Source organism: Streptomyces sp. NPDC046915 (assembly GCF_040644935.1).
GTDB lineage: Bacteria > Actinomycetota > Actinomycetes > Streptomycetales > Streptomycetaceae > Streptomyces.
Genome location: NZ_JBEYXB010000024.1, coordinates 40,715 through 60,381 on the forward strand (window position 1 = coordinate 40,715; position 19,667 = coordinate 60,381).

At 71.7% G+C, this 19,667-nt stretch carries 17 protein-coding genes and 1 pseudogene; 10 read left to right on the forward strand and 8 right to left on the reverse strand.

The window, feature by feature from the left end:
- Nucleotides 1-103 precede the first annotated feature (103 nt).
- The 3 genes and pseudogenes from ABZ915_RS40685 to ABZ915_RS40695 all read right to left on the reverse strand — a co-directional run bounded on the left by ABZ915_RS40685 (nucleotide 104) and on the right by ABZ915_RS40695 (nucleotide 4,098).
- Complete coding sequence (locus ABZ915_RS40685) at nucleotides 104-1,903, reverse strand: CBM35 domain-containing protein (protein ID WP_361813953.1); 1,800 nt, start codon at nucleotides 1,901-1,903, stop codon at nucleotides 104-106.
- 89 nt (nucleotides 1,904-1,992) lie between these two features.
- Nucleotides 1,993-2,142 (reverse strand): annotated as a pseudogene (locus ABZ915_RS40690) (sugar kinase); the annotation flags it as partial.
- Between the two features lie 168 nt (nucleotides 2,143-2,310).
- Nucleotides 2,311-4,098 carry a M4 family metallopeptidase gene (locus ABZ915_RS40695; RefSeq protein ID WP_361813955.1) on the reverse strand — a complete coding sequence of 596 codons (1,788 nt, stop codon included), beginning with the start codon at nucleotides 4,096-4,098 and terminating at the stop codon, nucleotides 2,311-2,313.
- 310 nt (nucleotides 4,099-4,408) lie between these two features.
- Between ABZ915_RS40695 and ABZ915_RS40700 the strand changes: the two genes are divergently transcribed.
- The 9 genes from ABZ915_RS40700 (at nucleotide 4,409) to ABZ915_RS40740 (ending at nucleotide 13,871) form a co-directional block, all read left to right on the forward strand.
- A complete protein-coding gene (locus ABZ915_RS40700; protein WP_361813957.1) occupies nucleotides 4,409-5,620 on the forward strand; it encodes a serine hydrolase domain-containing protein in 1,212 nt (403 codons plus the stop codon).
- Nucleotides 5,621-5,676: 56 nt separating this feature from the next.
- Nucleotides 5,677-6,354, forward strand: coding sequence for an AIM24 family protein (locus tag ABZ915_RS40705; protein ID WP_361813959.1), 678 nt, complete (start codon nucleotides 5,677-5,679; stop codon nucleotides 6,352-6,354).
- Between the two features lie 171 nt (nucleotides 6,355-6,525).
- Nucleotides 6,526-7,566, forward strand: coding sequence for a tetratricopeptide repeat protein (locus ABZ915_RS40710; RefSeq protein WP_361813961.1), 1,041 nt, complete (start codon nucleotides 6,526-6,528; stop codon nucleotides 7,564-7,566).
- A complete protein-coding gene (locus ABZ915_RS40715; protein WP_361813963.1) occupies nucleotides 7,563-8,618 on the forward strand; it encodes a polyprenyl synthetase family protein in 1,056 nt (351 codons plus the stop codon). Before ABZ915_RS40710 ends, ABZ915_RS40715 begins: the two co-directional genes overlap by 4 nt.
- An 84-nt stretch (nucleotides 8,619-8,702) precedes the next feature.
- Entirely contained in the window at nucleotides 8,703-9,662 is a 960-nt protein-coding gene (locus tag ABZ915_RS40720; RefSeq protein ID WP_361813965.1) for a threonine/serine dehydratase, read from the forward strand.
- A gap of 204 nt (nucleotides 9,663-9,866) precedes the next feature.
- Nucleotides 9,867-11,510 carry a serine/threonine-protein kinase gene (locus ABZ915_RS40725; RefSeq protein WP_361813967.1) on the forward strand — a complete coding sequence of 548 codons (1,644 nt, stop codon included), beginning with the start codon at nucleotides 9,867-9,869 and terminating at the stop codon, nucleotides 11,508-11,510.
- 67 nt (nucleotides 11,511-11,577) lie between these two features.
- Nucleotides 11,578-12,549, forward strand: a complete 972-nt coding sequence (locus ABZ915_RS40730; RefSeq protein WP_361813969.1) for an LLM class F420-dependent oxidoreductase — start codon at nucleotides 11,578-11,580, stop codon at nucleotides 12,547-12,549.
- Nucleotides 12,550-12,664: 115 nt separating this feature from the next.
- Entirely contained in the window at nucleotides 12,665-13,096 is a 432-nt protein-coding gene (locus tag ABZ915_RS40735) for an SsgA family sporulation/cell division regulator (protein WP_361813971.1), read from the forward strand.
- Nucleotides 13,097-13,217: 121 nt separating this feature from the next.
- Nucleotides 13,218-13,871: a DUF2238 domain-containing protein gene (locus tag ABZ915_RS40740; protein WP_361813973.1), complete on the forward strand. Its 654-nt coding sequence runs from the start codon at nucleotides 13,218-13,220 to the stop codon at nucleotides 13,869-13,871.
- Here ABZ915_RS40740 and ABZ915_RS40745 read toward each other — a convergent pair.
- From ABZ915_RS40745 to ABZ915_RS40765, 5 genes are all read right to left on the reverse strand, one after another.
- Nucleotides 13,856-14,281, reverse strand: coding sequence for a DUF6328 family protein (locus ABZ915_RS40745; protein ID WP_361814126.1), 426 nt, complete (start codon nucleotides 14,279-14,281; stop codon nucleotides 13,856-13,858). The two genes, ABZ915_RS40740 and ABZ915_RS40745, sit on opposite strands and share 16 nt — an antisense overlap.
- Nucleotides 14,282-14,475: 194 nt before the next feature.
- Nucleotides 14,476-15,459, reverse strand: a complete 984-nt coding sequence (locus ABZ915_RS40750) for an aldo/keto reductase (protein WP_361813975.1) — start codon at nucleotides 15,457-15,459, stop codon at nucleotides 14,476-14,478.
- An 83-nt stretch (nucleotides 15,460-15,542) separates the two neighbouring features.
- Nucleotides 15,543-16,142: a TetR family transcriptional regulator gene (locus ABZ915_RS40755; RefSeq protein ID WP_361813977.1), complete on the reverse strand. Its 600-nt coding sequence runs from the start codon at nucleotides 16,140-16,142 to the stop codon at nucleotides 15,543-15,545.
- Nucleotides 16,139-17,608: an MFS transporter gene (locus ABZ915_RS40760; protein ID WP_361813979.1), complete on the reverse strand. Its 1,470-nt coding sequence runs from the start codon at nucleotides 17,606-17,608 to the stop codon at nucleotides 16,139-16,141. The genes ABZ915_RS40755 and ABZ915_RS40760 overlap by 4 nt, the downstream gene beginning before the upstream one ends.
- 95 nt (nucleotides 17,609-17,703) lie before the next feature.
- Nucleotides 17,704-18,918, reverse strand: coding sequence for an FAD-dependent monooxygenase (locus tag ABZ915_RS40765; protein WP_361813981.1), 1,215 nt, complete (start codon nucleotides 18,916-18,918; stop codon nucleotides 17,704-17,706).
- 342 nt (nucleotides 18,919-19,260) lie between these two features.
- Here ABZ915_RS40765 and ABZ915_RS40770 point away from each other — a divergent pair, with 342 nt between their 5' ends.
- Nucleotides 19,261-19,635, forward strand: coding sequence for a tyrosinase cofactor (locus ABZ915_RS40770; RefSeq protein WP_361813983.1), 375 nt, complete (start codon nucleotides 19,261-19,263; stop codon nucleotides 19,633-19,635).
- Nucleotides 19,636-19,667: the final 32 nt, after the last annotated feature.

Genomic DNA, 19,667 nt, shown 5'->3' on the forward strand with positions numbered 1-19,667 from the left:
GCGTGATCCTTCGGTGAAGCGCGCCCCGTCAGGGGGCGCGGGGAACTGCGCGACCAGCCGCAGCGGGTCCGCAGTTCCCCTACGGCCTGACCCGACGGAGTGTTCAGCGAGGGGATTTGGGAACGTCGACGCGATCGATGTCCGGCGCGTACCAGGAGCCGCTGTCGATGGTGACCGTGTTCGCACCGGCCTTCAGGGTCACCGGCGCGCTGACCGTGGAAACCGTCCCCCAGTCACCGGTGGACGGGAACGTGTGGCTCGTGCCGGCCCCGGAGCCCGCGGACACCGTGGCCGACCGCGCGTCACCGCTGATGTACGCGATCCTGACCAGGTACGTGCCCGCCTTGTCGACGACGACGTCGTTGAAGGTCAGCTTGCCGCCGAGGTAGAGGTTTCCGACCTTCTTCTGGCCGGAGCAGGCGTCGCAGCCGGTGACGGAGGCGTTGCCGCTCAGGGTGTTGGCGCTCGCCTCGGCCTCATAGCCGGTCGAGGTCGACGCACTGCCCTTCGGGGTCACGGTGAACAGACGCGAGCCGTGCGCGGGCAGCGCCTCGGTGATCTTGTTCTGGAACCCGCCGAGGTCCTCGTGGTTCCAGAGGTCACGAACCGAGGCCTTCCCGGTGAACCCCAGCGCCGTCCAGTCGGCCGTCACCGCCGCGGGCGAATCCGCCAGGTTGAACAGGGCGACCGTGTAGGTGCCGTCGGGGTTCTTCGCGGCCCACACCTGCTGCGGGTCGGACGGGGTGATCGGACGCGCCGGCGGGGTGTCGCCCTGGTCGAGCGCGATCACCTCCTTGTTGGTGAGCAGGGAGAGTCCGTAGGAGTCGAGCTTGGTGAGGTCGTCGCCGGTGAACAGGGGCGACTTGGCGATGGCCCACAGGGTGGCGTAGCTCTGCCGCTCGGCCTTGGTGAGGCCGTCCATGGCGCCGTTGCCGATGTCGAGGGAGTCGAGGTCGTTCCAGCCGCCGGGACCGGCATGCTGCGTCCAGGCGGGGGCGTCGTCCCAGCGGTCGTCGACGGAGTTCTCCCAGCTGACGAGGGTGTTGCAGTAGCACTCGACGTCGGTGTCGATACGCCAGCCGTTGGAGTACTTCTTCCAGTCGGCGGCGTGTCCGATGTCCAGGGACCAGGACAGTTCCAGATGGACGGGGCGGCCGGCTGCGGCGATGGCCTTGTTCCAGGCGGCCACGTCGGCAACGTTGTCGTACTGGTCGCCGCTCTTGCCGGAGCCTGGTCCGACGCCGTCCAGCTTGAGGAAGTCGTAGCCCCAGTCGGCGATCAACTGGGCCTGCGAGTCTATGTACTTCTGCGCGCAGGGGCGGGAGAAGTCGAGCTTGTACGAGCTGTCCCAGCCGTTGGTGGTGCGCAGGTCGCCGTAGACGATGTCGGCGGTGGTGCAGCCGTCGGCGTTCAGGATCGGCGTCTTCCCGTCGCCGTACGCCTCCTTCTCCAGGCCGGCGGGCAGGTAGATGCCGGCCTTGAGGCCCTTGCTGTGGATGCGGTCGGCGACGGCCTTCATCCCGCTGGGGAAGCGCTCGGGATCGGCTTTCTGCCGGCCGTACTGGTCGAACTCGGGTTTCCAGGTGTTGTCGCGCCACCAGCCGGCGTCGATGTTGACGTACTCGTAGCCGTACTTCTTCAGCTTGGCGGCGAGGGCGTCGGTCTGCTTCGTGACGTTGGCCTCGGTCAGGTAGCTGTAGTCGCCGTCCGGGTTGAGGCCGGGGTACTTGGACGACTGCATGCTCCAACTCGACCAGCCCATGTAGGGCTTGGCGGCGGGGGCCGGCGCGGTGGTCCCGGCGTGCGCCGCGGGGGCGACGGTGACGGCGCCGACGGCGAGGGCCAGGACCACCGTGGCTCTCAGGGCGCGTGCGGCCATGACGGAGTACGAGGATGACCGCATGGGTCGGGCCTCCAGGGGATGTCGGGTCAGCGGCTCGGTCGGGGGTCGGGGGCGATGAACGACTGGATCGCGGCGGCCGCGGTGAACGCGTCACGGATGTGGACACCGGCCCAGATCCACCGCTCGGCCGCGGTCAGGGCTCGGACATCGTTGTCGAAGGCGACCGGTAACCCGCGGGTGAGCGCGGCGAGTTCGGCCGACGGCACGTCCCGCCACTCCAGGAAGGGTGGGTAGCGCACCAGGGTCGTGGGCATGGCCGGGAACCTAGGGCCATTACTTTCCGCTGTCAATAAAAGAGGCAGGAGTCAGAACAGTAGCCAGGAGAAAGGCTGTTGAGCAGGGGGGCGGACACGCGAGTGCCCCGCGCCGGGGCGCGGGGCACTCGGGTCGACCGTGGTCCGTCCGCCTCAGTGGCGGGCGGCCGGCGTGTTGGCGGCGGTCACGTTGACCGCGGCCCACGCCTTGTCCACCGTCTTGTACTCGGTGCTGCCGGCGCCGTACAGGTCCTTGGCCGCCTTCAGCGTCGCGACACGCGCGTCGTGGAAGTCGGTGGTGGAGACCATGTAGCGGGTCAGCGCACGGTAGAAGATGGCGGTGGCCTTGGTGCGGCCGATGCCCTTGACCGTGGACCCGTTGGAGGTCGGCGAGTCGTAGTTCACGCCATTGATCTTCTTCTTGCCGCTGCCCTCCGCGAGGAGGTAGTAGGCGTGCGAGGAGACACCGGAACCGGCGTGCACCTCGGTGTAGTACGTGTCCGGCGACCAGTAGTCGATCGTGCCCTCGAGCCGGTCGAGCGACGGGTGGTCCAGGCGGCGCAGGAACTTCTGCGCGAGGCCCAGCTTCTCGCCGATCAGGTAGTCCGGGGTGTCCTTCGCGTTGTTGGCGTAGAACTCCACGTTCGAGCCGAAGATGTCCGCGAGCGACTCGTTCAGCGAGCCGGGCTCGCCGTACTGGTTGCCGTCGGCGTCGACGTAGGTCGGCTCCAGCTTCGCCGTCGCGTCCACCACGCCGTGGGTCAGCTCGTGACCGGTGACGTCGAGGACGACGAGCGGCTTCTTGAACATGTCGCCGTCGCCGTCGCCGTACAGCATGCAGTTGCAGGTCGGGTCCCAGAAGGCGTTGGCGACCTTGCTGCCCCAGTGGACCATCGCGCGGGCGGCCTTGCTGTTGTTGGCGATGCCCTTGCGGTTGAAGGTCTTCTTGTAGAAGTCCAGGGTCTTGGTGACGCCGTACTGGGCATCGGCGGCGGCGCTGGCACGACTGGTGGTCTTGCCGTTGCCCCACACGTCGGTGGTGTTGGTGAACTTCGTGCCCGCGCCGAAGCTCTCCGTGTACTTGCCCTTGGCGTCCCGGGTCTCGGTGCCGTACCGGCTCGGGTCCTTGAGCTGGTAGTGGCCGCGCGAGGTCGCCGTGGTGGTCAGGCCGACGTTGCCCACGAAGAGGGTCTTGCCGGTGCCGTGCGCCGTCGCCGGGTAGTGCGTGGCGCCGGAGACACCCGAGCCGAGCAGGCCGGCCTGGGCGGAGGAGCCGATGCCGGTGGCCGGGTCGATCGTCTCGCCCCGCTCGCGCAGGGTGTCGAGCAGCTTCGGCGACAGGAACTCGTCGCTGTCGGGCGTGTTGCTGCGCACCTTGCCGGTGACGGCGTCGACGACGACCGTCCGCGAGCTGCCGCTGTCGGTCACCGTCACCTGGTAGGCGAGGGCCGAGGCGCCGTTGCGGGCGTCCACCACGAGTTCGGCGGTGCCCGCGTCACCCTTGGCGGTCGCGGCGGCCTTCTGCTCGGCCTGCCGGGCCGTCAGCTTGGCCTGCTGGGAGCCGGCCGGCTTCACCGCCTGCTCGGCCGCCCGGGTGACACCGGTGTAGGCCAGCTGCCGGGACAGGTGGACGACGAGGTCGCCACCGAGCACCGGCATTCCGTTGTGAGTACGGACGAACCGGACGTGGCGGGCGCCCTCCGGGTCGACCATGACGTCCTGCGCGTGGAGCTCGTCGCCCTGCGACACGCCGGTCGCGGAAGCGTGGGCGAACGCGGCGGTCTGCGCCGCCTTCACGACCGAGGCGGTCTTCGTCGCCGACGACGACACGCCGTGCTCCGCCCCCGTGGCGGGTCCGGCGAAGGCCGTCCCGGCCAGGCCCGTAGCAGCCGTCGCCACCGCGATGGCGACCGCCACGCTGCGTATGTGCGGTCTACGCACTATGTAGGGTTCCTTCGTTCGAAGGCGGTTAGGGTCACCAACCGCCTTGAGACGTGGCGGGGTTGGACCCGCGCCACGAGGGCTGGTCGGGCCCCCGACGGAACCTTTACGGATGAGTCATGTCCGCGTAAAGCCGGAATGATCGCTTTCGCGCTCTTCTATGACAATCCTTTACGAATGCGCACCGCAGGGTGATCACCGCACAACCAACTGTGTGTCATCTGTGGAGATGTGACGAGATGCGAGTAGGTTCCGTCGCCTGAATGTGACAGATCTCGCACCGCAGAAGGTGCAGACGGGACGACAGTGGATGGTCACGACAACGGTTGGCAAAGGTCTGGTCCTCGGGGCGGTCACGCTCTCGCTCCTCGCGGTCCCCGCGCAGGCCGCGCCCCAGCAGGCCCGGCCACGGACGGCGGGTCTGCCGGCGCCCGACACCGCGGGGCTGCGCGCGGTGCTGCGTGCGACGGTCGCCAAGGGCGCGCCCGGCGCCATGGCCCGGCTCGACGACGACGGCACCGTGTACAAGGCGGTGCAGGGCGTCGCCGACCGCGGCACCCTGCGGGCCATCGACACCGCGGACCGCTTCCGCGTCGGCAGCGTCACCAAGTCCTTCTCGGCCGTCGTCCTGCTGCAACTGGCCGACGAGCACAAGCTCAGCCTCGACGCACCGGTCAACCGCTACCTGCCCGGCCTGCTGCCGGACGACCGGATCACGGTGCGGCACGTGCTCAGCCACCGCAGCGGCCTGTACGACTACTCCAACGACATGTTCGCCAAGAGCGTGTCCGGCTTCGAGGCGGTGCGCAACAAGGTCTTCACCTACCGCCAACTGGTCGACCTCTCGCTGAAGAAGGCGCGCACCAACGCCCCCGGCGCCGCCTACTCGTACTCCAACACCAACTTCGTCGTCGCCGGGATGCTCATCGAGAAGCTGACGGGACACCCCGTGCGGACCGAGTACGAGAACCGGATCTTCAAGCCGCTGAACCTGAAGGACACCTTCTACGTCCACCCGGACACCGGGATCCCGGGCCGCTACACCAAGGGCTACCTCACGCCCGACACGGCGGGGGCCGCGCTGGTCGACGCCACGCGGCAGACGGTCTCCTGGGCGCAGAGCGCGGGCGCCGTCATCTCCAGCGCGCACGATCTGAACACCTTCTACTCCGCCCTGCTCGGCGGGAAGCTGACCTCGGCCGCGCGGCTGGCGGAGATGGAGCGGTTCACCCCGATCGACAGCACCACGGCGTACGGGCTCGGACTGCGCCGCCGCACCCTGTCCTGCGGGGTGTCGGTCTACGGCCACACGGGCGCCGTCCAGGGCTACTACACGTACGCCTTCGCCTCCAAGGACGGCCGGCGCAGTCTCACCGCGGTCGCCAACACGTCCAACAACGCCGATGTGCTCGGCACGATGGCGGGCACCCTGGAGTCGGCGTTCTGCGGCAAGCAGGCGAAGGCCCGGCGGGATGCCGCGGCCGTCGGGTGGAACGCCGAGTGGACGGACGAGTCGCTGTGATACGCCCACGCTCCGCGATCTTGGCGGAATGACTCCGTCCGGGCCACCATGCGCGCATGAAGGGTGATCTCTTTTCCAGTCAGCACATGGTGCAGCCGGCCGTGGAGCCGGGAATGTCCGTCGAGAACGCCAAGTGCCTCAGGTACACGGTGAACGGCGAGATGCACGCCCGCCAGGGCGCGATGGTCGCCTACCGCGGCAATCTCCAGTTCGAGCGCAAGGGGCAGGGCGTCGGCGGCATGCTCAAGCGGGCGTTCACCGGTGAGGGCCTGCCCCTCATGGCGGTGCGCGGTCAGGGCGAGGCGTGGTTCGCGCACGAGGCGCAGAACTGTTTCATCGTCGATGTCGAGCCCGGCGACCAGTTCACCGTCAACGGCCGCAACGTGCTGTGTTTCGACTCGTCGTTGTCGTACGAGATCAAGACGGTCAAGGGCTCGGGCATCGCCGGGGGCGGCCTGTTCAACAGCGTCTTCACCGGGCAGGGCCGGCTCGGCCTGATGTGCGAGGGCAACCCGCTGGTCATACCGGTCTCCGCGCAGCAGCCGGTGTACGTCGACACGGACGCGGTGGTGGGCTGGACCGCCCATCTGCAGACCTCGCTGCACCGCTCGCAGTCCATCGGCTCGATGCTGCGCGGCGGTTCCGGCGAGGCCGTGCAGCTGATGCTCCAGGGCGAGGGCCATGTCGTGGTGCGCCCGAGCGAGGTGACGCCGCAGAAGACGGAGCAGCACTGACGCCTGCGGGAATGATCCGTTCCGCTAAGGCAACCCCGCCGGCCGTATCGGCGTCTTGATCGGCAACAGACCGAAACAGCCCTGGCCCCCGAGGGCCAGGGCGAAATTCGGACGCACTATACACATCATGTATACGCATCACGTATACACAGAGTGCATAGAAAGGCAGCAATGTACGGCAAGGCATTCGCCCCGGAGTACCAGGGCTCCCTCACCACCCTGTCCGTGAACTCCTCGCTGGTGGACGTGCTGGCCGAGGGCACCGAGCGGCTGCGCGCGGCCGAGCGCGCCGGACGGCGCGACGAGGCCGCCCGCTGCGGGCTCGCGGTCGCCGAGGCACACCGCAGGCTCGGCCAGGTGCGGGACGCCGACCGGGCGTGGAAGGCGAGTTACCGCGCGGCCCGGGAGGCCGGTGACACGGCGGCGATGGCGTGGGCGCTGTGGAGCGGCGGCACGCTCGCCCGGCAGCGCGGCGCGTTCGCGCTGGCCTGGCGGCTGCTGGGGCTCGCGGCCGAACTCGGCGAGCGGGGCGGTGACATCGTGGTGCGCGGCTACTCGCTGGCGGGGCTCGCGGAGACGGGCCGCATCCAGGGCGACTACGAGGCCGTCGGCCGGCTCCACAAGCAGCTGCTCGCCGAGGCCCGCAAGCGCGGCGAGGCCCGGCACACGGTGTGGGCGCTGGAGGGCATCGCGCAGATGCACCGCAACACCGGCTCCTACGACACGGCGTACGCCATGTTCGAGGAGGCGGCGCAGATAGCCGACCGGGCGAACGACCGGCGCGGACACGCCTGGGCGCTGCGCGGGCTCGCCGACATCGTCTCGGTGCGCGACGGCGACACCGAACGGGCGCTCGCGCTGCTCTCGCAGGCGGAGACGACGTGCCGCGAGATGAACCTCTCCAGCGCGCTCGCCTACAACCACAAGATGCGCGGCAACGTCCTCCACCGCGCCGGCCGGTACGCCGAGGCACGCGACATGTACGAGACCGCGCTCGGGGAGTTCCGGGCGATGAGCGAGCCGCGCGGCGAGGCGCTGTCCCGTCTCGGCCTGGCCAAGTCCCTCGCGGGGCTCGGCCGCGACCGCGCCGAGACGGCGGCCGAACTGGCGGACCTGGCCCGCACCGTGCGGCACGCCGGCCTGCGGCACGTGGGACGCATGGTGGCCCGCGCGCAGGAGGAGTTCGGCGCCGAGGCGGAGGCCGTACGGTGAACGCGCTTCCCTCGCCGGTGCAGGCACCGCCGTCCGCGCCCGAAATCCTCGACCGCTGCCGGGAGTTGGTGCGGCCCGCGCTGACCGAGGCGGTGGGGCGGCTGCATCCGTGGGTGGGCGAGATGGCGGCGTACTCCTTCGGCTGGTGCGAGGTCGGCGGCGCGCCGGCCGGCGCACCCGGCGGCAAGGGCGTACGGCAGGCGCTGGCCGTGCTCGGGGCGGAGGCGGCCGGCGCACCCGGGCGGGCCGGGGTCGCCGGGGCGGTCGCGGTGGAACTGGTGCACGCCTTCTCGCTGCTGCACGACGACATCATGGACGGCGACACGACCCGGCGGAGTCGCCCCACCGTCTGGCAGGCGTACGGCACCGGCCCCGCGGTGCTCGCCGGCGACGCCCTGTTCGCGCTGGCCGTCGAGACCCTGGCCGCCGAGCCGGGCGGCGCGGGCACGCTGCGGCTGCTGTCGGCGGCGCTCGCCGACCTGGTGCGCGGGCAGGCCGACGACCTGCTCTTCACCGACCGGCCGTGGACCGGGCCGGAGCGGGTGTCCCCCGCGGAGTACCGGACGATGGCCGAGCACAAGACGGGCGCGCTGCTCGGCTGCGCCGCGGCTCTGGGTGCCACGCTCGGCGGCGCGCCCGGGGCCACGGTCGCCGCGCTGGACGAGGCCGGGCGGGCTCTGGGGGTCGCCTTCCAGCTGGTGGACGACGTGCTGGGCATCTGGGGCGACCCGGCGGTGACCGGCAAGCCGGTGCACGGTGATCTGCGGGAGCGGAAGAAGACGTTCCCGGTGCTGGCCGCGCTCTCCTGCCCCGGCCCCGCGGCCCGGCGCCTCGCCGTGCTCCTCGGCTCCGGCCGGGAGCCTGACGCGGCGGCCGCGCTGATCGCGGAGCTCGGCGGCCGTGCCGCGGCGCTCGCCGAGGCCCGGCGGTACACCGCCACGGCGCGGGCGGCACTCGACGGCGTTCCGGGGGCGACCGGGGCCACCTGGGCTGCCGGGGCTGCCGCGGAACTGCGCTGCCTGCTGGACTCCCTGGTGCGTCGCGACCTGTGATCCGGAGTTGACCTTGACCGGGCCCGCGGGCGAGGCTGCGAAGTGGCGCGGTCCGTCGCTCCCCGCGCCGGGAAGGTGACCGCCTTGACCGGGATCCCGGAGATCGAAGCCGCGGCACGGACCATCGCCGGGCATGTCGTGCGCACCCCGACCGTGCCGAGCCCGGGCCTGACCGAACTGCTCGGCGCCCCCGTCACCGCCAAGCTGGAACTGCTCCAGCGCACCGGCTCGTTCAAGGCCCGCGGCGCGACCGCCAAGCTGCTGTCGCTGAGCGAGGCCGAGCGGGCGGCCGGAGTGGTGGCGGTGAGCGGCGGCAACCACGGGGTGGCGCTCGCGGTGATGGCCGCGGCGCTCCATGTGAAGGCGACGGTGGTGATGCCCCGTACGGCGCCCGCCCGCTCCATCGGGATCGCCGAGGCGGCGGGGGCGACGGTGCGGCTCACCGACGGCATGGACAGCGCCTTCCGGCTGGTGACCCGGCTGCGGGACGAGGGACTGACCCTGGTCCATCCCTTCGACGACCCGGTGGTGATCGCGGGTCAGGGCACCGTGGGCCTGGAGCTGGCCCAGGACGCGGACGAGCTGACCGACGTGCTGGTCAGCATCGGCGGTGGGGGTCTGATCGCGGGTGTCGCGGTGGCGCTGCGGGCCCGCCGCCCCGGCGTGCGCGTCTGGGGCGTGGAGACGGAGGGCGCCCAGGCCATGTCCGAGGCGCTGGCCGCGGGCGGGCCGGTGCCGGTCGCGCTGTCGTCGATCGTGACCACGCTCAGCGCCCCGTCCGTGTCACAGCTGACGTACGACCTCGTCTCCGCCCTGGTGGAGGAGGTCCTCGTGGTCCCGGACCGGGAGGCCGTGCGGGGCTGCCTCGACCTCGCCGACCATGCCAAGGTGTGGGCGGAGCCCGCCGCGGGCTGTCTGCTGCCGGCGGCCCGGCAGGTGCTGGAGCGGGTCGGGGACGGGGCACGGCTCGGGCTGGTGGTGTGCGGCGGCAACGCCACGCCGCGCGATGTCTTCGAATGGACCGAGCGGTTCGGGCCGAGCTGAGCCGCGGAGGCCGCCGGCACCCGCCCCTTTACCATCGGTTACCCACAGGTCGAGACCCCGACATCCCCCGTTTCCCCAAGTCCCGGACGCCGCCCGCCGTTTGAATAAAAGGCAAGAAGCGCCTCGGAGTTGCGGATTCTTTGAACGCATCGTGTCGCGCCCCGCGTACCTCTGGGAAAGACGAGTCAGGGGTTTCAGCGAGGGATGACCATGGTCAAGGCGCACGTCTCCGCACAAGAACTGGTCGCGGGAAAGTACCGGCTCCTCGAGGTCGTCGGCCGCGAGACGAACCGCATCTGCTGGTACGCCGAGGACCTGGAGGCGCAGCGGCCCCGGCTGGTCACGCAGATCGCGCTCCCGGCGGGTTCTCCGGAGGAGGCCCCCCGCCGGACCCGCGCGCGCATCCTGCGCACCTCGGAGGTCATGAGCGTGCTCCGCCCGGGCCGGGTGCCGACGGTGATCGACTCGGTCGAGGAGTCCGGCACGCTGTGGACGGTCAGCGACGTGATCGGCGGCCGGCCGCTGGGTGAAGTCCTCTCCCAGGAGGGCCCGTGCAACTATGTGCGGGCGGCACGGATCGGGCTGGAACTGCTCGAGGTACTGGAGGCCGCGCACGACGAGGGCTTCACCCACGGAGAGCTCAGCCCCGGCCAGGTGTTCGTGCGCGACCGGGGCCCGGTCGTCGTCACGGGCTTCGGACTGGCGGGCGCGACCCTCGCCCCGCGGGTGACCGCACCGGCGTACGCCTCCCCCGAGCAGGCCCGCGACGAGCGCATCGGCCCGGCCGCCGACCTGTGGGCGCTGGGCGCGATCCTCTACACCATGGTGGAGGGACGGCCGCCGTTCCGGGACCGGGGCAGGTTCGAGGCCACCCTGAAGGGCGTGGACCGGCTGCCTCTGCGCACCCCGCTGCGCGCCGGTCCGCTGACGCAGGTCGTGCAGGGCCTGCTGCGCAAGGACTCGCGGGAGCGGCTGACCCGGCCGGTGGTCCGCGAGGCACTCACCCGGGTGCTGAGCGAGGAACCCGACACGGACACCGCTCCCGTGCCCCGGTTGCGGGCGGCCTACGCCGCGGCCCTGCGCCCCGGCGGGGCTTGGGGCCGACGGACCATGATCGCCGGGACCGCGCTGGCCGTGGTCACGGTCGCGGTCGCCGTGCTCGCCACGACGGACGGGCTGCCCGGCACCGGCGCGGACACGGACAGCGCGGCCTCCGGCGGCTCTCGCCGGCCGTCCGCCACCGCCCCCGCGCCCTCCCCCTCCGGGGGCGACCGCACCGACAACAAACAGACCCCGTCCCCCTCCCCCTCCGCCACGCGGACCTCGGGTTCCCCGGCCTCACCCTCGCCGTCACCCACCGCCAACGCCAACGCCCTGCCCGACGGCTACCACCGCTACACCGCCCCGGAGGGCTTCTCCGTCGCGCTGCCCGACGGCTGGAAGCGACTCGACACCGCGCGCGAGTCCGACGCCTACCGCGTCACCTTCGGCACGGCCGACGGCTCCTCCACCCTGGCGGTCACGTACAGCGAAGGCGCACGCGTCAAGGCGGACCCGGTCGCCATCTGGCGGGACGACGTGGAGCCGGATCTGGAGAAGCTGGCGGGCTACCGGCGGATCGGCGAGATCCGGGCTACCACCTACCAGGGCCACAAGGCGGCCGACATGGAGTGGGTCTCCGGCACCGGCGGCGACGCCGTGCACACCTTCGGCCGGGGTTTCCTCGTCGGCGACCAGCAGGGCTTCTCCCTGCGCTTCACCACCCCGGCCGCCGACTGGGAGAGCGCCGCCGACCGGGAGGCGCAGAGCACCTTCCTGCGGACCTTCCGGCCGCCGGCGGTCCGATGACCTGTGCCGCATCCCCGGTCGCCCGGACGGGCCGTTTTCTCCCGGGCAGGCCGGGGACCCGATGCTTATGGTGCAAATCGGATACACGATGATGACCGAGCAGGCCGGCCCGCGTGACCTCGTCGACCATCTGGTCCGCGCCGAGGAGGCCGGTTTTGACTTCTCGGTGACCTCGGACCACTACTTCCCGTGGCTGCGCTCCCAGGGTCACTCCCCCTACGCGTGGAGCGTGCTCGGCGCCGCCGCCCAGGCCACGTCGCGCATCCCGTTGATGACCTACGTGACGTGCCCGACCTTCCGCTACCACCCGGCGATCGTGGCGCAGAAGGCGGCGACGATGCAGCTGCTGTCCGAGGGCCGCTTCCGGCTCGGGCTCGGCGCCGGGGAGAACCTCAACGAGCACGTCGTGGGCGGCGGCTGGCCGCCGGTGGACGTGCGGCACGAGATGCTCGAGGAGGCCGTGGAGATCATCCGCGAGCTCTTCGGCGGCGGTCACGTCACCCACCACGGCCAGCACTTCGACGTGGAGTCGGCCCGGCTGTGGGACCTGCCGGAACAACCGCCGCAGATCGGCATCGCCGTCTCCGGCGAGCAGTCCTGCAAGCTCGCGGGCCACCACGCCGACCTGGTCATCGCCACCGAGCCGAAGGCGGGCCTGCTGGAGGCCTTCGACCGGCACGGCGGCACCGGCAAACCACGGGTGGGCCAGCTGCCGGTCTGCTATGACCCCGACCGGGACACCGCGGTCAAGCGCGCGCACTCCCAGTTCCGCTGGTTCGGCGGCGGCTGGAAGGTCAACGCCGAACTGCCGCACCCTGACTCCTTCGAGGCGGCGACCCAGTTCGTGACGCCCGACGACGTCGCCGCGTCGATCCCGTGCGGCGACGACCCGGACGCCTTCGTGGAAGCCGTGCGGCCGTACGCCGAAGCCGGATTCACCGAGGTCGCGCTGGTGCAGATCGGCGGCGACTCCCAGCCGGCGTACCTGGACTGGTCCGCGAAGACGCTGCTGCCGGCGCTGCGCGACGCGCTCGGCTGACCGCCGGCGTGGGCGATGCCGCGCCAATCACAAGGCAATCACTCCAACGACTGAGCATCTTGCGCGCCGGAGGGGTACTAGAGGGTCCTACGTCGATCGTCCCGGAGGCCCTCGCGTGACACCCTTCGTGCACAAGACCCTCGTCGTGCAGCTCCAGGCCGGCGGCACGGAACGCTGTCCCGTGCTCGCCCACCTGACGTACGACGCCGACGACCCGTTCGCCGTCACCGCGGTGTTCGCCCACGACGGACGGGTGCTCGCCCGGTGGCGGCTGGACCGGGAGATGCTCGCCGACGGGCTGGACAAGCCGGTCGGCATGGGAGACGTACGGTTCCGCCCGGTGGCCACCGGGCCGTGGCACGAGCTGCGGATGGACTTCTTCGGTGACGCACGGACCGACGGCGACCGCCACCGGGCCGTGGTGTACGCCTGGGCACCCGCCGTCGCCGCCTTCCTGCGGGAGACCTGGGAGGCCGTGCCGCCGGGCCGGGAGGAGGTCCGGGTCGACGACTTCCTGGCCGAGATCCTCGCCACGGGATGGGCGTGAGCGCGACGGCGGCCGAGTACGCGCCGGGGGCTGAGCACGCGACGGCGGTTGAGTAGCCGTACTCATGACCCCCGTCGGGCGGACCCACCACGATGAGGGCTCCTACGACAAGGAGCCCGCCATGACCGCAGTGCAGCCCGTGCCCCGCCGCGCCCCGCGCCCGACGTTTCCGGGACTGTGCGCCGCCGTGGTGGTCGCGGGCATGACCCTGTCCGCCTGGGGAGCGCGCGACCGCGGGACCTGGTTCCTGGAGACGGTGTGGGTGCTGATCGGGCTGCCGCTGGTGATGCTGACCTGGCGGCGCTTCCCGCTGACCGGCCTGCTGTGCGGGCTGCTGGCCGCACACGCGCTGGTGCTGGCGGTGGGCGGGCACTACACCTACGCGCAGGTGCCCCTGGGCGACTGGGTGCGCGACACCTTCGGCCTGGACCGCAACCCGTACGACCGGTTCGGCCACCTCATGCAGGGCTTCGTCCCGGCGGTGCTGGTACGGGAGCTGCTCAGCCGCACCTCACCGCTGCGCGGCAGCCGGTGGCTGGCGCCGCTGACCGTGTGCGCCTGCCTCGCCTTCAGCGCGGTGTTCGAACTGCTGGAGTGGCTGGCGGCCGAGATCGGCGGGCACGGCGCGGACGCCTTCCTCGCCACCCAGGGCGACGTGTGGGACACCCAGTGGGACATGTTCTGCGCCCTGATCGGCGCCACCCTGTCGGTGCTGCTGCTCAGCCGGGTGCACGACCGGCGGCTGGCGGCGCTCGAGGCTCAGCGGGAGGTGTGACGGTACCGCGCCCACAACGGCACCCCGTACCAGCACACCAGGTACCAGACGACGACCGGCACGACCAGGTACGGCACGTACGCGTCGTGCGTGGCCACCCGGAGAATCAGCAGCAGCGAGGCGGTCATGGTGGCCAGCAGCAGGACCAGCCCGATGAAGGTCAGCCGGGACGCCAGCCGCACGGCCTGCGGCTTCACCCGGCGCCCGGCGACCAGCCGGTGCAGGGACACCGGGCCGATCAGGGCGCCGGTGGCACACGAGCCCAGGCACACGGTCACGATGTAGATGACCTGGTCGGTATGGCTCAGATGAGCGTACTTGGGCGTGAAGACGACGGTGAGCAGGAAGCCGAAGAGGATCTGCACACCGGTCTGGGCGACGCGGACCTCCTGGATCAGCTCGACCCACATCCGGTCGGCCCGTTCCTCCTCGGTCTCGTTGCGCCCCCGGCGCCGGCCGTCGCCCTCTCCGGTGGCCGCCACGTCTCCTCCTGTCTCCGGGACTGCGGGTCCTCCCTCGCGAGTTCCCAGAAACGGCGGAATCGTGCCTGTTCAACCACCTGACCGCCACCGCGCCCGGCGGTCACCGGGCGGCGGGGCGAGGTTCACCAGCGGCCCTCGACCTGGTCCTTGATCCGGCGCTCGTACAGCTCCCGGATCGCGGTGAGGGTCTGTGCTGGCGGCGCGGGCAGCTTGGCGGCGGCCGCGTTGGCGCGGGCCTGTTCCGGGGTGCGGGCGCCGGGGATGACCGTGGTGACGCCGGGCTGTTCGACGATCCAGCGCAGGGCAAGCTGGGCCGGGCTGTAGACCTCGGGGGCCAGGGCGGCGAACTCGGCGGCCGCCTCGACACCGGTGCCGTAGTCGACGCCGGAGAAGGTCTCGCCCTGGTCGAAGGCCTCGCCGTGCCGGTTGAAGGTGCGGTGGTCGTTGGCCGCGAAGACGGTGTCCTTGGTGTACTTGCCGGACAGCAGCCCGGAGGCGAGCGGCACGCGGGCGATGATGCCCACGCCCGCCTCCCGGGCGGCCGGGAGCACCTCGCGCAGGGGCTTCATGCGGAAGGGGTTGAGGATGATCTGGACGCTCGCCACGTTCGGGCGGGCGATCGCGGTCAGCGCCTCGGCGCAGGTCTCCACGCTCACGCCGTACGCGGCGATCCGCTCCTCCGCCACCAGGGTGTCCAGCGCGTCGAACACCTCGTCGGAGGAGTACACCGGGGTGGGCGGGCAGTGCAGCTGGACCAGGTCGACACGGTCGACGCCGAGGTTGCGGCGGGAGCGGTCGTTCCAGGCGCGGAAGTTGTCCAGGACGTAGTTCTGCGGGATCTGCTCGACCCGGCGGCCCATCTTCGTGGCCACCAGCACGTGCAGGTCGGGCCTGCCGCTCAGAAAGGCGGCGATGGTCTGCTCGCTGCGCCCGTCCCCGTACACGTCTGCGGTGTCGAAGAAGGTCACTCCCGACTCGGCCGCCGCCTCCAGTACGGCGAGGGCCTCCTTGTCGTCCACGTCGCCCCAGTCGGCGCCCAGCTGCCATGTGCCGAGGCCCACGACCGATGCCCACTGCCCCGACCTGCCCATCACGCGTTCGTCCATGCCGCCAGTCTGTCATCCGGCGCCGTGCCACGCGGAGCGGGCCGCTCCGGGTCGGGCGGCCGGACCCTGGACCGGCCGCCGCCTCAGGGCGCAAGCGGAGTCAACTGCGCCTGCACCATGGCCCCGTACCGTTCCGTGAGGTCGTCGACGTCAGCGGTGCGCACATGGGTGCCGCGGGCGATGCCGTACATCACGCCGAGCCCCAGGAGGCAGGAGACGGCCAGCTCGGCGCGCAGGGGTGCCTCGGGCCCGGGGAGGCGTTCGGCGAGGCGTTCGGTCACCTGGGTGCGGAAGTTGGCGCGCAGGACGTCTCCGCGGTCACCGTGCAGGGGCGCGAAGGCGATGCGCAGCAGCGGGTCGGCGCCGCGTTCGCGCTGGCTGTCCAGGAGGTGCCGGACCATGTGCCGGCCGAGTCCCTCCAGGGGGGCGTCCAGCAGGGCCGAGGCGTCGGTCTCGAAGGACATGACACGGGCGAAGAGGGCGTCCTTGTTGCCGAAGTACTTCACGATCAGCGGCGGGCTGACACCGGCGCGTTCGGCGACGGCCTTGAGCGTGATGTCGGCGTGCGCGTGCCGGGCGAGGAGGTAGCGGGCGGCGCGGAGGATGGCCGCCTTGGTCGACTCGGCGTCCCGGCGGGCGGGGGCGGTCCCGGCGGGGCCGGACGGCGCGCTCGCGGCGGTCATGCTTCCTCCATCGCCTCGTCGCGGGTGCCCCGGGCCTCGCCCGCGTCGGTCCGGGTGGAGTCGGCGGCGGGTTCGTCGCCGGGGATGGTCAGCGCCGCGGCGCAGGCGGCGAGGGCGACGGCGCCGGCCATGGCGAACGCCAGGAGGTAGCCGTGCAGCGTGGGCACCGAGATTCCGCCGAGCGGGCTGCTGTGGTGCACGAGGACGGCGGCGACGGCCGCGCTGGAGACGGCCTGGCCGATGGTGCGCATCAGGACGTTGACGCCGTTGGCGGAGGCGGTCTGCCCGGCGGGGACCGCGCGCAGGATCAGGGTGGGCAGCGCGGAGTAGGCGAGGGTGGTGCCGGTGGCCACGACCGTGGCCCCCAGGATGATCATCCACAGGTCCCGGCTGTCCGCGATGCGCACGGCGTAGCCGCAGGCGATGACGGCGGCGCCCAGGGCGAGCGTGATCCGCGGTCCGCGCGCCGCCGAGATACGGGCGGAGACGGGCGAGAACAGCAGCATGGTGACGCCGCCGGGCAGCAGGCACAGGCCGGTGGCGACGATCGACAGCTGAAGGCCGTATCCGGTGGCCTTCGGTGCCTGCACCAGCTGGGCCGTGACCAGGGAGTTGGCGTAGAAGGCGAATCCGGTCAGCAGGGCGGCGACATGGGAGAGGCCGACGCGCGGCCGGGTCACCAGCCGCAGGTCGACCAGCGGCCGTTCGGTGCGCAGCTGCTGCCACCACCACAGCGCCAGGACGACGACGGTGGCGGCGAACAGGCCGATGATCCGTGGACTGGCCCAGCCCCACTGCCCGCCCTGGGACACCCCCAGCAGCAGGGAGACCAGCCCGGCGGCCAGCCCGAGCGCGCCGAGGACGTCGAACCGGCCCGGCTCCCGCACCGGCGACTCCTTCACCGCCCACCACACGGCCGTCACGCCGAGCGCGCCGAGGGCACTGGTCAGCCAGAACATGGTGTGCCAGTCGGCGTACTGCACGACCAGCGCGGCGAGCGGCAGCCCCAGGGCGGCGCCGATGCCGACGGTGGAGCTCATCAGGGCGACTGCGGATCCCCGCCGCTCGGGCGGCAGTTCGTCCCTCAGGATGCTGATCGACAGCGGCACGACGGAGGCGGCGGCGCCCTGGAGCGCACGGGCGGCGATGAGGACCCCGATGTCGGAGGACAGGGCGCACATCACGGAGCCGACGGTCATCAGCGCGAGGGACGCCGTCAGCACCCGGCGCTTGCCGTACATGTCGCCGGCCCGGCCGAGCACCGGGGTGAGGACGGCGCCGGCGAGCAGGGTCGCCGTGACCATCCAGGAGACGGTGGAGGCCGATGCGCCGGTCAGCCGGGGCAGGTCGGGCAGCAGGGGGACGACGACGGTCTGCATGACCGCCATGAGGATGCCGCCCGAGGCCAGCACCGGGATGGTGAGGCGGTCCCGGAGGGGGCGGGCTATCGGGCCGGGCTGGTCCATCGATGCTCCTGCGGGGCGGCGCGGGCTGCGAGGTGAATTTCCATTCACCTTAGCGAGTGAATTGGCATTCACCAACCCGTGCCGGAGGATGCCCCCTACGCCCGGGCGGCGGAGGAGCGCGCGTGCAGCGATCGGGCGGCCCTCGGTCCGAGCCACCGTTTGAACCGGCGCAGCACTTCCAACTGCCCGGCCGCCTTGTCGAGGTTGAAGTACAGCTGCGGCGGCACGTACGGCAGCAGGGGCGAGTGGCGCTGGCCGAGCAGGGCGAACATCTGGTGCGGGGGCAGGTCGATGTAGCGGGTCAGGTTCTCGTACCACTGGGCGCTGTAGCGGGCGGCGCTCTGCACGGACAGCAGTTCCGTCCGGCGTTGCCGCTCGTAGACGGCGAGGGCCTCGGGGCGTCTGCCGTACTCGCGCAGGACGTCCGCCAGGCAGATCGCGTCCTGGAGGGCGAGGGTGGTGCCCGCGCCGACGGAGTAGTGGGTGGTGTGGGCGGCGTCGCCGAGCAGGACGAGGTTGCGGCGGTACCAGGTGCGGTTGGTGAGGGTGCGGAAGGTCAGCCACTGGGCGCTGCCGTCGGCGGCGGAGCGGCCGATCAGGGGGTGGCCGTCGAGGATGCCGGTGAAGAGTCTCTCCAGCAGCGCCAGTCCGTCGGCCTCGTTCGCCCGGTCCAGGCCGAGGCCGGCGAAGGTCTCGGGGGAGCACTCGACGACGCAGGTGCTGTGGGTGTCGCTGTAGCCGTGGCCGTAGCACCAGATCCAGCCGTGCTCGGTCTCGGCGAAGGCGAAGGTGAAGGCGTCGAAGACCTGGGTGGTGCCGAGCCAGAGGTAGCGGTTGCGGCCGGAGGTGACACGCGTGCCGAAGTGGTCGCGGTAGCGGTCGCGCAGCGCGCTGTGCTCGCCGTCGGCCACCACGACCAGGTCGGTGCCAGGAGGTACGGCGGTGACCTCGCTCTCGTAGGCCAGCCGTACGCCCAGTGAGCGGGCGCGGTGGGCGAGGAGTTCGAGGAGCCGGTGGCGGCCGATGCCGAAGCCCTCGTCGCCGCGCCGCTGGGTCGTCAGGTCCCGGACGTGGGCGACGCCGTCGCGCCAGCGCACCGAGTGCTCCTCGATGGCGAGCGCCGACACGGGGTCGTGCGCGTGCAGTTCGTCGAGCAGTCCGCGCCAGTACATCACGCCCCAGCCGTAGGTCGAGCCCTCCGGGTCCCGCTCGTGGACGGTGATGTCGTGGGACGGATTCTGCAGTTTGAGCAGGATCGCGATGTACAGGCCGGCGGGTCCGCCTCCGACGCATGCGACCTTCACGTACACACCCCCAGGAAATTACCCAAAGCGGTCGATTGGCACCGCAGAGTAACAAAGATCGGATGGTACGGCCGGGCTTCCGGATCGCGTCAGCTTGCGGCGGTGAGCCGCGCCACTCGGACGGAGGGCTGCCGCGAAAGATCATCGGAAATGCCGCCGCAGAGGGGAGGATTTCCCCTTCCCGGGCCACGGCGGCCGCTCGCGCGGCAAGATCGTTTTCGTTCAACTCTGTACGGCATGTTGTCAATTGTCCTGATCGTAGCCAACCCGATCCGGAAGATTTCGCCCGCTCTCGGGCGGGCCGATAGGCATGCGGGGTCATCACCCGAACGCACCAGGAGGTCCCGCATGCCGGAACTCACCCGACGCCGCGCGCTCACCGCCGCCGCCGCCCTCACCGCCGCGGCCGGAGTGCGGGCCGTCGACGCGCCGGGCGCGTCCGCGGCCGAGCACCACCACGGCTCCCCCGAGGCCTTCGACGAGGTCTACCGGGGCCGTCGGATACAGGGCCGCCCGGCGAGCGGTGGCGGCCACCACCACGGCCACGGGGGCGGATTCGCGGTGTTCGTCGACGGGGTGGAACTGCACGTGATGCAGAACGCCGACGGCAGCTGGATCAGCGTCGTCAGCCACTACGCCCCGGTGTCCACGCCGCGCGCCGCGGCCCGTGCCGCGGTGGACGAGCTCCAGGGCGCCGCGCTGCTGCCCCTCCCCGCCAACTGACCGCCCCCGCAAGGACATCCGGAGCACCGCGC

What these genes read in the sequence shown, in the direction of transcription:
- ABZ915_RS40770 (WP_361813983.1), top strand. Translation starts at nt 19,261, where the DNA reads ATGCCGGAACTCACCCGACGCCGCGCGCTCACCGCCGCCGCCGCCCTC.
- ABZ915_RS40745 (WP_361814126.1), bottom strand. Translation starts at nt 14,281, where the DNA reads ATGTGGGTCGAGCTGATCCAGGAGGTCCGCGTCGCCCAGACCGGTGTG.
- ABZ915_RS40685 (WP_361813953.1), bottom strand. Translation starts at nt 1,903, where the DNA reads ATGCGGTCATCCTCGTACTCCGTCATGGCCGCACGCGCCCTGAGAGCC.
- ABZ915_RS40705 (WP_361813959.1), top strand. Translation starts at nt 5,677, where the DNA reads ATGAAGGGTGATCTCTTTTCCAGTCAGCACATGGTGCAGCCGGCCGTG.
- ABZ915_RS40700 (WP_361813957.1), top strand. Translation starts at nt 4,409, where the DNA reads ATGGTCACGACAACGGTTGGCAAAGGTCTGGTCCTCGGGGCGGTCACG.
- ABZ915_RS40750 (WP_361813975.1), bottom strand. Translation starts at nt 15,459, where the DNA reads ATGGACGAACGCGTGATGGGCAGGTCGGGGCAGTGGGCATCGGTCGTG.
- ABZ915_RS40755 (WP_361813977.1), bottom strand. Translation starts at nt 16,142, where the DNA reads ATGACCGCCGCGAGCGCGCCGTCCGGCCCCGCCGGGACCGCCCCCGCC.
- ABZ915_RS40710 (WP_361813961.1), top strand. Translation starts at nt 6,526, where the DNA reads ATGTACGGCAAGGCATTCGCCCCGGAGTACCAGGGCTCCCTCACCACC.
- ABZ915_RS40725 (WP_361813967.1), top strand. Translation starts at nt 9,867, where the DNA reads ATGACCATGGTCAAGGCGCACGTCTCCGCACAAGAACTGGTCGCGGGA.
- ABZ915_RS40730 (WP_361813969.1), top strand. Translation starts at nt 11,578, where the DNA reads ATGGTGCAAATCGGATACACGATGATGACCGAGCAGGCCGGCCCGCGT.
- ABZ915_RS40740 (WP_361813973.1), top strand. Translation starts at nt 13,218, where the DNA reads ATGACCGCAGTGCAGCCCGTGCCCCGCCGCGCCCCGCGCCCGACGTTT.
- ABZ915_RS40760 (WP_361813979.1), bottom strand. Translation starts at nt 17,608, where the DNA reads ATGGACCAGCCCGGCCCGATAGCCCGCCCCCTCCGGGACCGCCTCACC.